The following is a 13,717-nucleotide window of genomic DNA, read 5'->3' as shown; positions in this document are numbered from 1 at the left end:
GTTCAGTCGCGCAGAAGCTCGTTGATGCCGGTCTTGCTGCGGGTTTGCGCGTCCACGGTCTTCACGATCACGGCGCAATAGAGGTTGGGGCCGGGCGCGCCGTCGGGGAGCGGCTTGCCGGGCAGGCTGCCGGAGACGACGACGGCGTAGGGCGGCACCTTGCCGATGTGGATTTCGCCGGTGGCGCGGTCGATGATCTTGGTGGATGCGCCCAGATAGACGCCCATCGAGAGAACCGCGCCTTCGCCGACGATGACGCCTTCGGCGACTTCGGCGCGGGCGCCGATGAAGGCGTTGTCCCCGATGATGACCGGGTTGGCCTGCAGAGGTTCGAGCACGCCGCCGATGCCGGCGCCGCCGCTGATGTGAACATTTTCGCCGATCTGGGCGCACGAACCGACCGTGGCCCAGGTATCGACCATGGTATTCTTACCGACGCGGGCGCCGATGTTGACGAAGCTAGGCATCAGCACGGCGCCGGGCGCGATATAGGCACCGCGGCGGACGACGGCACCGGGGACGGCGCGGAAGCCGGCGGCGCGGAATTCGGCGTCGCCCCACGCGTCGAACTTCAGCGGCACCTTGTCGTAGAAGCCGGCATGACCGAAGCCGGACATCACCACGTTATCGTGCAGGCGGAAGCTCAGGAGCACGGCCTTTTTCAGCCACTGGTGGGTGGTGCCGTCCGGCTCCGCCACGCGCAATTCACCGGCGTCGAGCGCCGACAGCGCCGCGTTGACGGCGGTGCGCAGTTCACCGTGGGTGGCGCTGGTAACGGTCGTGCGGTCTTCCCAGCCGGCGTTGATGATGGCTTCGATGTTCATGCGGTTTCCACCTGTTCCAGCACCTGCCCCAGGAAGGTGGCGAGGTCGTTGATGATGAAGTCGATGTGATCGCGGTCGCTGCCCGGCCCTTGTTCGCTGCCGTTGTCGATCCACACGGTTGTCATGCCGATCGCTTTGGCGGGCGTCAGGTTGCGCGCCATGTCTTCCACGAACATCGCGCGTTTCGGGTTGATGCCGTGGGCGGCGCACATGTGGGTGTAGGCCGGCGGCTGCGGTTTCGGCACATAATCCAGCGCGTGGATGTCGTGCAGGCCGTCGAACGCGTGAGTGAGGCCCAGGCGTTCCAGCACGCGTTCCGCATAAGGCGCATCGGCGTTGGTGAAGATATATTTGCGCCCCGGCAGGCGGGCAATCAGATCGCCGAGTTCCGGGTGCGGGCGCAGCACGTCGATATCGACATCGTGGACATTGGCCAGGAAATCGTGGGGATCGACATTGTGCAGTGCCATCAGGCCGGGCAGCGTCATGCCGTGGCTGTGATACAGTTCCTTCTGGATGCGGTGCGCCTCGATCGGATCAACATTCAGCAGGCGCTGGATATAGAGGCCCATGCGCCGATCGATCTGCGGGAACAGCGCCGAGTGCGCCGGGTACAGCGTGTTGTCGAGATCGAAGATCCAGTGATCAATATGGGACAGCGCGGCCATGGCGGCTGGCCATAAGCGCAAAGGGCGGCGCTGTCATCGTGGCAATTTGGGGGGAAGCCGGGCCGCCCGCGTGGGGCGGCAGGGGGCGTGGGTGCCGAGCAAGCGGGTCGGATCGCTGGAACGGCACCCATGCCAAACCTGAACGGAGGAACAGGCGTGCGCCGCTATGGACCCCCATTGTTCATTGTGCACTGCGGCAAGACCGCCGCGCTTCAGTGTGTCGCGGGAGTCAGGCGCGGCGGCTGGCGCGCGGGTCGCTGCCGGACGGGCGCATGCGCAGCACATTCAAGGGCCGCAGGGCACCGGCCAGCGGATCGGGGACCGGCACGGCCAGCGCCCCGATGCCGGCCAGCCCGTGCGCCACGGCCCGATAATGCGCATCGCCAACAAGGCCGCTGTTGTCGGGCCACAGCGCGTTGAACCGGCCGGCAAGCAGATCCTGTGCAGCCAGCAGGCCTTCGACCCGGATGCGGCGGTGATTGTCCCACGTGAGGGTGAAGCGTGGATCGGCGGGATCGTCCAGCGGATCGACGGGCTTATCGTGGCGGAAGCGGCACGCCAGAACGCTGCCGGCAAATGTGCCCTTGTCGCTCAGCGCGGTGATGGTCTGGGCCGGCATGCTGAGGTTGAAGCCGCCTTCGTTGCCGGCCAGGCGGACATGGATGATGCGATCACGCATGCCGACCTGGTTGTAGAGGCTGACATCCCCCCAGGTGCGGGCGGTTTCCACGACGCGCAAGCCCAGCCCGGCCAGTTGCGCCAACGGGGTGCCCGCGGTCGGTTCCTTGTAGAAGGCAACGCGATCACCATCGGCAAAGGGCATGATCAGATCGGTCAATTGCAGGCTGCCGGTATCGGCACGGGTGCCGCCCAGCGTGCGGACATTGCCGGGCACCGCCTTGCCGCGCATCGCTGCGCTGTCGAGCACGCCATATTCCTTGATGGAAAGATCATCATCGGGATAGAGAAGATTGATCGCGAATGTGGGCCGGCTGGGGACCACGGCATCGAACAGGTGAATGGGGAAGTTTGAGGTGATGCCGCCATCGGAGAGATAGAGGCGCGACAGGAACGGCGTGCGTTCTTCCGGCACTTCTGGTTGGCCGACCCAGCGCAACACCCACAGCGGCAGCGGCGTGAACAGCCCGGGAAAAGCCATGGAGGCGCGGGCGCCGACCAGGATCGGGATGTGGCGGCCCTTGGGCAGCAGCCGTAGCCGCTGGCCCAGATCGCCAAGGCGGGCCACGGCCGTTTCCACCTCGTCGCGGCCATAGCCCAGATCATCGGGGATGGGGGTGCCGCTGGCGACGGCCCAGGCGTTGGCGTCCAGCGCCTGCAGCACCGGTTCTGGAAACAGCCGTGCCCATTCGGCGGGATCGTAGAAGAGCCGCTGGTTGTCGAACAGGAAGGGGAAGCTGGTGGATTGCACGCGGTTGAGATCGCTGCACACCAGCACCAGATCGATGGCGCGCGGTTCAAGCGCGCTGGGTTCGGGCAACAGGCCAAGCGACCACAGCTTGCCGAAGGTCAGCACCTCGCTTGTGCTGTTTTCTTGCAGGCCGGCCAGTTGCTGGATGGTCTGGTGCAGCCACTGGGTGAGCGAAGGCAGTTGGCGCTGGTTGAAGGTGTGGGTCGGCAAGGCGAAGCCGGTGGCAAGGCCCAGGCCGTTGGCCACGATCGGCTGCAGCAGCCGGTTGAGACTGCCGAGCGAGAGCGGCACCGCCTGCACCAGGCTGGCCTTGAGGTTCCACCAGCCGGCGAAGGCAAGGCTGGCCACGGCGGCCAATGCCGTGGCGAAGCCCTGCACGCCAGGGCTGCAGCCAGCGGTGAGCAGCCAGCCGAGGCCGGCACCGGCGAGCATTTCAAGGGCCGTGGCCCCGGCGGCGAGCCACAGCGCGCGGCGGGCGTTGCCCGGCAATGTGGGGAGTGCGGCCTTGATCAGGCCCAGGATCGCGGCGGGCTGGCTGTTGAGCGCGCCCTTCAGCGCATCGAGCAGCGGCGCGGCGCCCGGATCGCCGCAGAACATGGCATCAAGCCGGGAGGCGCCCCGATCGGTGCGCTGGGCCAGTTCTTGGTGCAGCCAGGCCATGCGTTCCCGGGCCTTGGGGTTCCTGCCCGTCCGCAGGCCATATTCCATCGCTGCAGCCGCCACCGCGCCGATGGCGCCGGCCGATGTGCCGCCGATATTGCGTAGGCGGAACGTTTCAGAAAGGGTGGCGATGGCGCCGGGATAGACGAGGCCGCTCGTCACCCCGCCCTTCATGATCAGATCGCATTCCTGGTGCCGTCCGGCGGCGTCGATCGACTGGATGGTGTGCGGATCGGTCATGACGGCGCCTCCCCCTGGAAACAGCGGTTCGCGACCCTATCAATCAGTGTGCCATCACGGCATCGCAAAGGCCAAGCACGAACTTGGCAAACCGGGGTTCAGGCGAAACGCTGTTTCAGCGCCACCATGGCCAGCGCGGCGGCCGCCGCTTCACCGCCCTTGTTCTTCTGGGTCTTGTCGGCCCGGGCGATGGCTTGGGCTTCGTTTTCCACGGTCAGAATGCCGTTGCCGATGGCGAGACCGTCGAGCGTGAGCGCCATGATGGCCCGCGCGCTTTCACCGGCGACGACTTCGAAATGATAAGTTTCGCCGCGGATCACGCAGCCCAGCGCGACATAGCCATCATATTCGCCGCTGGCGTCGGCAAAGGCGATGGCCGCCGGCACTTCCAGCGCGCCGGGCACGGTGATCACGTCGTAGGTGGCGCCGGCGGCTTTCAGGGCTTCGGTCACGCCGTCGCGCTGCATGTCGGCGATGTGGGTATAGAACGGGGCTTCGACGATCAGGATGTGCATGAGATTCAGCTCCGGGGGGGAATGGCGCGTTCGCCAACAACGTGCAGGCCATAGCCTTCGATGCCGACGATGTTGCGGTGCTGGTTAGTGAGCAGGATCATGTCGGTGACGCCAAGATCAACCAATATCTGCGCGCCGATGCCGTAATCGCGCAGCACGATGGATTCGCCCTGGCCCTTGGCACGCATCTGTTCGGAAATGGCGGTGGGGCTGCCGTCGCGAATGATGACGATGACGCCGGCGCCTTCTTCTCCGATGGCGTCCATGGCGCGGCCGAGTTGCCCGGCGCGCTCACCCTTTTCGGCGAACATGTCGGTGAACATGGATTGGGTGTGGACGCGCACCAGCGTGGGCTTGCCGGGTTCGATCTTGCCCTTCTGCAGCACCATGTGCTCGCCATATTCGGCGGTGTTGGCATAGGTTTTCGCCAGCCATTCGCCGCCGTGCCAGCTTTCCAGCTTGGTTTCGGCGACGCACTTCACCAGCCGGTCGTGGGCGTGGCGATAGGCGATCAGATCGCGGATGGTGCCGATCTTCAGGCCGTGGCGGCGGGCGAACGGAATCAGATCGGGCAGGCGCGCCATGGTGCCATCGTCGTTCATGATCTCGCAGATCACACCGCTGGGGCTGAGGCCGGCGAGGCGCGAGATGTCCACGCTGGCTTCGGTATGGCCAGCGCGCACCAGCACGCCGCCATCGCGGGCGACGAGCGGGAAGACATGGCCGGGCGAAACGATATGTTCCGGGCCCTTGGCGGCATCGATGGCCACCGCGATGGTGCGGGCGCGATCGGCCGCCGAAATGCCGGTGGTGACGCCTTCCTTGGCTTCGATCGACACGGTGAAGGCCGTGCTGTGGCGGGTGCCGTTGTGCTGCGCCATCAGCGGCAGGCCGAGTGCCTTCACGCGCTCTGACGCCAAGGCAAGGCAGATCAGGCCGCGGCCAAACTTGGCCATGAAGTTGATGGCATCGGGCGTCGCCATCTGGCCGGGGATGATCAGGTCGCCTTCGTTTTCGCGGTCTTCATCGTCGACCAGGATATACATGCGGCCGTTGCGGGCCTCGTTGATGATATCCTCGATGGGGGACAGCGCCGGCCCGCTGCTGCGATCGGCCAGCCAGTTTTCTAGTTTCCGGAGCGTGTCTGTGGTCGGGTTCCACTCGGCTTCGTCCAGCGCGCGCAAGCTGTTGGCATGCAGCCCGGCAGCGCGGGCCATGCCGGCTTTTGATTCCTCACCGCTGGCGACCAGGTCACGCAGTCGGGCAATCAGGGATTCGCTCATCATGTCCTCACATCGAAATGTGAGGGCGGGATGCCCTCATCACATTGCGTTGTCAAGACTTGAGCTGGTTCATCCGGAACAGGTAGCGGGCGAGCACATCGATCTCGATATTCACCTCGTCGCCGGCCTTGGCGGTGCCGAAGGTGGTCCATTCGGCGGTGTGCGGGATGATGTTCACCGTGAACCAGTGGCCAAGATCATCATCGCTGACCTCGTTCACCGTCAGCGACGCGCCGTTCAAACAGATGCTGCCCTTGGGCGCCACATAGGGCGCGACGCTGGCCGGCATCTGGAAGGTGAAGCGCTTGGAATCGCCTTCCGCGGTGATGGCGGCGATCTGGCCGACGGCATCGACGTGGCCAGTGACGATGTGACCGCCGAGTTCATCGCCCACCTTGAGTGCGCGCTCAAGATTGAGCCGTGCGCCTTGGCTCCACATGCCGCTGGCGGTGCAGCGCAGGGTTTCGGCGGACACATCGAAGCTGATGCTGTTCGCGGTCTTGCTTACCACCGTCAGGCACACGCCGCTGTTGGCAACGGATGCGCCGATGGCGATGCCGGTGGTGTCATAGCCCGTCTGCACGGTCACGCGCAGATCGCCGCGCTCCTCGATGGCGCTGATGGTGCCGATGTCGGTGATGATGCCGGTGAACATGGGGCTGCCCTAACGTGTCCGTGCGTAACGTTCAATGCGGTCGGGGCCGACCATCATCGCTGGCCCGGCGACCCAGCGGCCGTGGGCGTGCCGCAGATCAGCCAGGCCAATGTCGCCCAGCGTGCGGCCCGCTCCGATCAGGATCGGCGCGCGCATCAGCATCAGCGTATCGACCAGATCGGCGGCAGCCAAGCTGGCGGCGAGGCCCATGCCGCCTTCAACCAGCACACACAGCGCCGGATCGGCGGTGAGCGCAGCGAGATCGGGGAAATGCGTGACATGGTCCGGCAGGCCGTCACCGCGCCCGACAACGCCGATGCGCGGCGTGCAGGTTTCGAGGCCAGACAGGCGCACATCCAGCCGGGGCTGATCCGCATCCCAGGTGCCGCGACCAACCACGATCAGATCGGCGCGTGCGCGTTCCAGATGGGCGGCAGCGCGGGCGCGCTCACCGGTGATCCATTGGCTGCGGCCGTCGGCCATGGCGATGGCGCCGTCGAGCGACACCGCCAGTTTCAGCGTGATGTGCGCCCGGTCCAGTTTGAGGCGCGTCAGGAAGCCGGCCAGTTGCGCTTCAGCCTCGGCAGCGCGCACGCCCGTTGTCACCGCGATGCCGGCGGCCCGAAGCCGCGCCGCGCCATCGCCATCGGTGCGTGGATCGGGATCGTGCGCGGCGATCACCACCCGCGCCACGCCGGCGGCAATCAGGCTGTCGGCACAGCTGGGCCCGCGAGGGCTAACATGGGCGCAGGGTTCCAGCGTCACATAGGCTGTGGCACCCTTCGCTGCGTCGCCAGCATGCGCCAGCGCGACTGCTTCGGCATGCGGACGGCCGCCGGGCTGCGTCCAGCCGCGCCCAGCCACGCGGCCATCTTTCGCGATCACACAGCCGACTGATGGGTTGGGGAAGGTCGTACCAATGCCGCGGCTGGCCAGCGCCAGCGCCGCGCCCATGAACCGCCAATCGTCGCTGCTCGCGCTCACTCGATCGGCGGCTCGGCCGGGGCCGGCACGCGCACAATGGCCTCAGCGCTCGGCTGGGCGGCGACATAGGGCAGATCCCGCTTGAAGCCGCCGCCCTTCACATAGTCATCATATTGTTTCTGCGCGTCGATCTTCGCCTGGCCAGACAGCGTGGCAATGGCAGCGCGGGCTTCGACCAAGCGGGCTTCGCGCGCGGCCTTTGTCGCCTTCACATCGGCGATGGCATCATCCCGGCTGCGGTCTGCCTTCCAGCTTTGCGCATATATGATCACCGAATCGGGCTTCATGTAGCCCCAGCGCGATTCGAGCAGGAACATCGTCATCAGGATGGTCGTGGCCAGCACGGAGCCGGCGGCGATCCAGTAACGCTTGCGGCGCTGGGTGGCATCGGGGGGATCAAGAAAGGCCATAGCGGCCAAGATAGGGGCGCGGCGCGCGCTTGGCCAGAGGGGCGTCAATTCGACTGGGGGGCCGTCAGCAGGGCGATGATGCGGGCGGCGGCGTCGGCGGGCGCGGTGCTGGCGGTATCGATGATCAGCGCCGATGCCGGCATGGCGGCTTCGCAGGCGGCGAAATCGGCGTGGAGTTGTTCAAGCAGGGCGGTATCGCGCAGTTTGCCGAAACGGGCACGATCGTCATTGGCAATGCGGGATATCTGCCCGGCCAAATCGAGGCGCAATTGCACGAAGATGGTCTCGCCGCCGCCAGCCGCCACGATGCCCGCCACCTGTTCGGGAAAGCCCGGAGAGACGCTGGATTCGGGCTGGAAGGTGAAGATCAGCGAGCGGTCTTCGGTGACCGCGGCGCGGATCACGTCGATCCAGAAGCGTTCGCGCAACGCCACGAAGCCCGGCGAGCCGAACGGAAAGACGGCGTGCACTGCATCGACGATCAGGTGATTGTGAAACAACGGCAGCCCGGTCGCATCCGCCACGGCCCTGGCGATGGTGTATTTGCCGGCCGCCGGTGGCCCGTGGAGGAACAGCAGTTTCACGGGGCCAAGCGGCGCAACGCTTCGTCGCGGCCGATCAACGGCAGCAGGGCCGCCATTTCCGGCCCGTGCGGCTGGCCCGTAAGCGCGAGGCGCAGCGGCAGGAACAGCGCTTTGCCCTTGCGGTCGGTGGTGGCCTTCAGTGCGTCGATCAGGCGGTTCCAGATATCATCGCCCCAGTCCAGGCCGGCCAGCGTGGCGGCGGCAGTGGCCAGATAGTCGGGTTCATCAGTGGCCGCAGTGATTGGTCCGGCGATGATCTGGTGCCAGGCTTCGGCTTCATCAAGACGGGCAAGATTGGGCCGGATCGCCAGCCATTCGCGTTCGCCAATGCTGGCGGGCAGGCGGGCGGCGACGGCGGCGTGGGCCATGTGATGGATGCAGCGGGCCGACAGGCTGGCAAGATCGGCCGGATCGAAGCGGGCAGGCGCGCGGCCGAAGTGGCTGAGCGCAAAGCCGGGCAACAGATCAGCAAGGCGGGCCATCGGCTCCACCGGCTGCGAGGTGCCCAGCCGGGCGAGCAGCGCGGCAACCGCCACCGGCTCGATGCCCTGCGCTGCCCAAGCATCCACCCCTTCGGAACCCAGCCGCTTCGACAGCGCCGCATCCTTGCCGGTGAACAGCGCCATGTGGGCGAGGCGCGGGGCGGCGGCGCCCAGTGCGGCAAACATCTGCAGCTGTACGGCGCTGTTGGTGACATGGTCTTCCCCGCGCGCAATGTCGGTGATGCCCAGATCGATATCGTCCACCACCGACGGCAGCATGTAGAGCCACGAGCCATCTGCGCGGCGCACCACCGGATCGGCCAGCGCGGCGGCGGGGAAATGGCAATGGCCGCGAACGCCGTCCTGCCACTCGACATCGGCGGTTTCATCCATCCGGAAACGCCAATGCGGCTTGCGGCCTTCGGCTTCCAGATTCGCCTTGTCGGCATCGCTCAGCGCAAGTGCGGCGCGATCATAAATCGGTGGCAGCCCGCGCGACAGGGCAACGCGGCGCTTCAGCTCCAGCTCTTCGGCGGTTTCATAGCAGGGATAGGCCCTGCCCTGCGCGGCGAGGCGAGCCAGCGCGTCTTCATAGCGGTCGAATCGGTCAGACTGCTTGACCTCCATGTCAGGCGCCAGGCCCAGCCAGGCGAGATCGTCCCGGATGGACTGGGCCGATTCCGCGGTGGAGCGCGCCAGGTCGGTATCATCCAGCCGCAACACAAAGCGGCCGCCGCTGGACCGCGCAAGCAGCCAATTGACCAGCGCGGTGCGGATATTGCCGGCGTGGAGCCGACCAGTGGGCGAGGGAGCGAAGCGAGTGACGATCATGGCGGCGGCATAGCGGGTTGAGGCGCGGAAATCACCGTCCGATTGTCGCCAGCCCATTTGGGAGCCTGTGTGGCAAGGTTGCGCCATGATCACGCTCCTCATCGCACTTGCAGCCGCAACGGCACCGCCTGGTGCTGTCGTCATCACGCCCGCCACGATTCCGTGGGGGCCGACTGCGGCGGATGGCAGCCGCTTTGCCCTTCTCGATGGCCAACGCGAAGTGGCGGGGCAGAATTTTTCCTATGCCTTCGCTCTGCCTGCCGGCGCGTGGGACAAGCCCCATCGCCACAGCACGACCGCGCGCATCTTCGTGTTGAAAGGCGTGCTGAAACTGGGATGGGGTGGCACGATGGACAAGGCCCGCGCGCAGGCCTTCCCGGCCGGCAGCTTCGTGGTGGTGCCGGCGGGTGCCGTGCATTTCGACGGGGCCGATGAGGAGACGATCATCCTCGGCGTTGCCAGCGGGGTGTGGGAAACGCGTTACGAGGATGGCAGCGCAGGGTCGGCGGGGACGCCTACTTCGCCCTGATATGCCGTGCGACCGTGCGTTCCTTCACCTGGGCGCCGTAGATCACGCCAGTCTTGTCCACCCACAAGCCTTCGGCGCCGCTGGTGGCGCCGCCATCGGGGTTGGGATCGGGATCAGGGATGAAGGCGGTCACCTTGCCATCCTTCACGGATCCGATGCGGATGCCGCGCTGCCAGCCAGGGTTGTAGCCATAACCGACCGGGCGACGGCTTTCCGAATCGCCGCTGTACATGATGTCGTTGGCATCGATGAACAGGCCGGACGGGCGGCCGAACTGGGTCCAGCTGTTCAGCAACTTGCCCTTCTGGGTGTAGACCTGCACGCGGTTGTTCCAGCGGTCGCCCACGTACAGCAGGCCCTTGCTATCCATGGCCAGCGCGTGCGGCACTTCCAGATCGCCCTGGCCCTTGCCGGGTTGGCCCCATTGCATGAGGAACTTGCCGGTCTTGTCGTACTTCAGGATGCGGGCAACGCCGCGATCGGCCTCGTGGCCATCGGCAACGAAGATGTCGCCGTTCTTCGCCACGATCACGGCGTTGGGCTCGGTAAACACGTCGGTGCCCTTGCCCTGCACGCCGGGTTTGCCGAGCGTCAGCAGCAACTTGCCTTCGGGCGAGAATTTCAGGACGGTGGCGCCCTTCCCCGCAATCGCGCGGGCATCGGTGAGCCAAACATTGTCCGCTGCGTCGATGAAGAACCCATGCGGGAACACGGTCAGGCTACCACCGAACGCCTTTATGAAATTGCCCTGCGCGTCGAACTCCATAATCGGATCGATGGAGCTGTTGCCGCAGTTGTTGGCGCCGCAGCGTTCGGCCACCCAGATGTGGCCCTTGCTGTCCACACCTACTGCGCTGGTGGAGCCCATCACGCGCCCTGCGGGCAGCTTCAGGAAGCCCAGTTCGCTGCGATAGGGGTTGGGCTGTTTGTTGGTTTCGGCGGTCAGCGGCGCTGGCTTGGGCAATGTCTCCACCGTCCACACCGGGCGGGGGGGAGACGTCGCCTGTTGCGCACTGACGGCGCTGCCGACCAGCAGCAGTGCCAGCATCATCATCCGCTTCATGGCCTTGTCCCCCAAGTGGTTCAGCGGCCGTTATTGGCCGGTTTTTCTGCCGTGATGCCGATGGTCGCCAGCACTTCCGAACGCTTGTCGAGCGGCTGGGCGCCGGCCGGGAAGCCGTTGTTCTTCAACAGGAAGGCCAGCACGTCGGCATATTCTTCGCGCGTCATCGATTGCGGATCATTCTGCGGCATGGTTGTGCGCACGCGGTCATACAGATCGCCCACTGTCATCGTGTCCCAGTGTGAAACGAACTCGCCGCCGATCAGCGGCGGTGCTTCGCCGGTGCCATTCAGTGCCGCGCCATGGCAGGCGCCGCAGCGCTGGGCATAGACGCCCCCACCACGGTCGGCCTGTTCCGGCGTGTAGATGCCCTGCCACACCGATTTGCCGGCATCCTGGGCCACAGCGGCACCAGCAAGGCCGAACGCAATCAAAAGGGGCAGGGCAATCTTCACGTCACGGGTTCCTTATCGCTTGCTGGGCAGTGCATAGGCGAGGAATTCGCCGGATGCGTTCCCGCCGCTGGTCGGCACGATGATATACTGCTTGCCGTTCACCATATAGGTCATTGGCGAGCCGGATTGGGTGGACGGCATGAACACCGCGCCCACTTCCTTGCCGGTCTGCTTGTCATAGGCGCGCAGCATGGCGCCGCGCGGCCGGTCTTCGGTGCGGGTGAACTGGTTTTCACCGGCGACCACCAAGCCCTTCGTCACCAAGGTGCCAATCTGATAGGTGGACTGGCCAGTGCGCGGGATGCCGCCCATCGCCTTGATCACCGGGTGATTGCGCACGAAATCCGGCGTTTCACCATGCGCGACCTGCCACTTGATCGTGCCATTGTTCACATCGATGGCGCTGATCGTGCCATAGGGCGGCTTCACCAGCGGCAGGCCATCGACGGCCAGGCGCGGTGGGCCGGCGTTGCCGCTGCCGGGTGCAGCTGCCGGGGCCGGGCTGTCGGCACCGGCGCCTTCGCCCGGGCCCTTGATCATCACCACCGGCTGGCCGGCAACGCCAACCACCAGCGGAATGTCAGACAGGCCGGCCGGCGGCGGCAGCAGTCCGGTCGAGGAAATGCAGGCGCCGCAGGCATAGACATAGGCGATGCCGCTTTCCGGATCGAATGAACCGCCCGGCCAGTTGGTGCCGCCTTGCGCCCAGTTGTTGATCACCCCGAACTTCTCCGGCGTGGAGACGATCGGCGGGGTGTAAACCGGGCCGAGCACATATTTCGAGGTCAGTTCCAGCGCCTTCTTCTTCATGTCAGGCGTGAAATCGATCAGGTCCTTTTCCTCGACGCCGTTGCGGGCATAGACCGGCGGCTTCGACGGGATCGGCTGGGTGGACGAGTACCATTCGCCGGGCACATTGCCCTTGGCCACCTTGGTTTCCTTGATCGGCCACACCGGCTGCCCGGTGGCCCGATCAAAGACATAGAAGAAACCCTGCTTCGACGGCAGGCCGACGACCTTGCGCGGCTTGCCATCCACGGTCACGTCCATCAGCAGCGGCGCGCTGCTGTTGTCGAGATCCCAGATCTCGTGGTGGATCAGCTGGAAGTGCCAGCGGCGCTCCCCGGTCTTCAGGTCAACGGCGACAAGGCTGTTGCCGAACAGATTGGGTCCGGGGCGCTTGCCGCCGAAAAAGTCCGACGTTGGCGATTCCACCGCGAGATAGGCGAGGCCAAGGTCTTCATCGACGGACACCTGCGTCCACACACCGGTGTTGCCGTTCACATCGGCCGAATTGTTCAGCCAGGTCTCATAGCCGAACTCGCCTTTCTTCGGCACGGTGTGGAAGGTCCACATGCGCTTGCCGGTGCGCACGTCGAAGGCGCGCACATAGCCCTTGGTGTTGTTGTGGGTCTTGGGCGTGAAGCCTTCGCGGAAGGCGGCGCCGATGATGATGGTGTTGCCCGAAACCGCTGGAGCGGAGTGGACGCCGACTTCGCCGGTATCGAGATCGCCCAGATCCTGATCATAATCGGTCTTCAGATCGATAACGCCATTGGTGCCGAATTCGGGATCAGGCCGGCCGGTATCGGCGTCGAGCGACACAAGGCGATAGCCGATGGTGACATAGAGGATGCGGCGCTTGGTGCCGTCGGTCCAGTAGGACAGTCCGCGGCCGGAGAGGGCGCGCGGGCTTTCGGCGGAGCGCTTGCCTTCGTGCATGGCATATTGCCAGAGCAGCTCCCCGGTGGCGCCGTTCAGCGCCACCACGGCGCGGCGGGTGCCGCCAGTGGTGTAGATCACGCCATCTACTGCCAGCGGGGTCGATTCCAGCTTGTATTCCGGGCGGCTGCCCAGAATGTCGGTCTTGAACCGCCAGGCGATTTCCAGGTCCTTGAAATTGCCTGGGTTAATCTGATCGAGCGGCGAATAGCGGCTGCCCTTCAGATCGGCATTGTAGGTGGTCCAGTTGGCGACACCGTTGGTGGTGCGCGCCGCAGCGACGCCTTCCTTGCCCGGCGTCTGAGCGCCAGCGGCGGTGGTGAGCAGCAGCGCTGCAGCGATTGGCAGAATGATCTTCATGGTTTTGCCCCTTGTTTCGTCGT

At 65.7% G+C, this 13,717-nt stretch carries 14 protein-coding genes; 1 reads left to right on the top strand and 13 read right to left on the bottom strand.

The window, feature by feature from the left end; all coding sequences use genetic code 11:
- Positions 1 to 2: 2 nt before the first annotated feature.
- The 10 genes from dapD to gltX all read right to left on the bottom strand — a co-directional run bounded on the left by dapD (position 3) and on the right by gltX (position 9,565).
- Positions 3 to 824: a 2,3,4,5-tetrahydropyridine-2,6-dicarboxylate N-succinyltransferase gene (gene dapD, locus G566_RS0105150; RefSeq protein ID WP_022679609.1), complete on the bottom strand. Its 822-nt coding sequence runs from the start codon at positions 822 to 824 to the stop codon at positions 3 to 5.
- Positions 821 to 1,492 carry a pyrimidine 5'-nucleotidase gene (locus G566_RS0105145; protein ID WP_022679608.1) on the bottom strand — a complete coding sequence of 224 codons (672 nt, stop codon included), beginning with the start codon at positions 1,490 to 1,492 and terminating at the stop codon, positions 821 to 823. The genes dapD and G566_RS0105145 overlap by 4 nt, the downstream gene beginning before the upstream one ends.
- 229 nt (positions 1,493 to 1,721) lie before the next feature.
- Positions 1,722 to 3,821, bottom strand: coding sequence for a patatin-like phospholipase domain-containing protein (locus tag G566_RS0105140; RefSeq protein ID WP_022679607.1), 2,100 nt, complete (start codon positions 3,819 to 3,821; stop codon positions 1,722 to 1,724).
- A 98-nt stretch (positions 3,822 to 3,919) separates the two neighbouring features.
- Entirely contained in the window at positions 3,920 to 4,336 is a 417-nt protein-coding gene (locus tag G566_RS0105135) for a 6,7-dimethyl-8-ribityllumazine synthase (protein ID WP_022679606.1), read from the bottom strand.
- 5 nt (positions 4,337 to 4,341) lie between these two features.
- The gene (ribB, locus tag G566_RS0105130; RefSeq protein WP_029131281.1) at positions 4,342 to 5,619 is read right to left on the bottom strand and encodes a 3,4-dihydroxy-2-butanone-4-phosphate synthase; all 1,278 of its coding nucleotides are present in this window, start codon (positions 5,617 to 5,619) and stop codon (positions 4,342 to 4,344) included.
- A 52-nt stretch (positions 5,620 to 5,671) separates the two neighbouring features.
- Positions 5,672 to 6,274, bottom strand: a complete 603-nt coding sequence (locus tag G566_RS0105125; protein WP_022679604.1) for a riboflavin synthase — start codon at positions 6,272 to 6,274, stop codon at positions 5,672 to 5,674.
- Positions 6,275 to 6,283: 9 nt separating this feature from the next.
- Positions 6,284 to 7,228, bottom strand: a complete 945-nt coding sequence (gene ribD / locus G566_RS0105120; RefSeq protein ID WP_040605441.1) for a bifunctional diaminohydroxyphosphoribosylaminopyrimidine deaminase/5-amino-6-(5-phosphoribosylamino)uracil reductase RibD — start codon at positions 7,226 to 7,228, stop codon at positions 6,284 to 6,286.
- Between the two features lie 26 nt (positions 7,229 to 7,254).
- The gene (locus G566_RS0105115) at positions 7,255 to 7,668 is read right to left on the bottom strand and encodes a hypothetical protein (RefSeq protein WP_022679602.1); all 414 of its coding nucleotides are present in this window, start codon (positions 7,666 to 7,668) and stop codon (positions 7,255 to 7,257) included.
- Positions 7,669 to 7,712: 44 nt separating this feature from the next.
- Positions 7,713 to 8,252, bottom strand: coding sequence for a P-loop nucleotide/nucleoside kinase family protein (locus tag G566_RS0105110; protein ID WP_022679601.1), 540 nt, complete (start codon positions 8,250 to 8,252; stop codon positions 7,713 to 7,715).
- Positions 8,249 to 9,565: a glutamate--tRNA ligase gene (gene gltX / locus G566_RS0105105; RefSeq protein WP_029131280.1), complete on the bottom strand. Its 1,317-nt coding sequence runs from the start codon at positions 9,563 to 9,565 to the stop codon at positions 8,249 to 8,251. The genes G566_RS0105110 and gltX overlap by 4 nt, the downstream gene beginning before the upstream one ends.
- 85 nt (positions 9,566 to 9,650) lie before the next feature.
- Here gltX and G566_RS13575 point away from each other — a divergent pair, with 85 nt between their 5' ends.
- Positions 9,651 to 10,094 (top strand): cupin domain-containing protein, encoded by a 444-nt coding sequence (locus G566_RS13575; RefSeq protein WP_022679599.1) that lies wholly within the window; start codon positions 9,651 to 9,653, stop codon positions 10,092 to 10,094.
- Here the strand turns inward: G566_RS13575 and G566_RS0105095 are convergent.
- The 3 genes from G566_RS0105095 to G566_RS0105085 are packed head-to-tail and all read right to left on the bottom strand — an operon-like array spanning position 10,081 to position 13,694.
- Positions 10,081 to 11,157 carry a peptidyl-alpha-hydroxyglycine alpha-amidating lyase family protein gene (locus G566_RS0105095; protein ID WP_022679598.1) on the bottom strand — a complete coding sequence of 359 codons (1,077 nt, stop codon included), beginning with the start codon at positions 11,155 to 11,157 and terminating at the stop codon, positions 10,081 to 10,083. The genes G566_RS13575 and G566_RS0105095 overlap by 14 nt on opposite strands.
- A 20-nt stretch (positions 11,158 to 11,177) precedes the next feature.
- Positions 11,178 to 11,612: a c-type cytochrome gene (locus G566_RS0105090; protein ID WP_022679597.1), complete on the bottom strand. Its 435-nt coding sequence runs from the start codon at positions 11,610 to 11,612 to the stop codon at positions 11,178 to 11,180.
- A gap of 12 nt (positions 11,613 to 11,624) precedes the next feature.
- Positions 11,625 to 13,694, bottom strand: a complete 2,070-nt coding sequence (locus tag G566_RS0105085) for an outer membrane protein assembly factor BamB family protein (RefSeq protein WP_022679596.1) — start codon at positions 13,692 to 13,694, stop codon at positions 11,625 to 11,627.
- Positions 13,695 to 13,717 lie beyond the last annotated feature (23 nt).

The organism is Sandarakinorhabdus limnophila DSM 17366 (genome assembly GCF_000420765.1).
Taxonomy (GTDB): Bacteria; Pseudomonadota; Alphaproteobacteria; order Sphingomonadales; family Sphingomonadaceae; genus Sandarakinorhabdus; species Sandarakinorhabdus limnophila.
The sequence above is the reverse complement of the archived record's forward strand: the minus strand, read 5'-3'. Positions and strand labels throughout refer to the sequence as shown.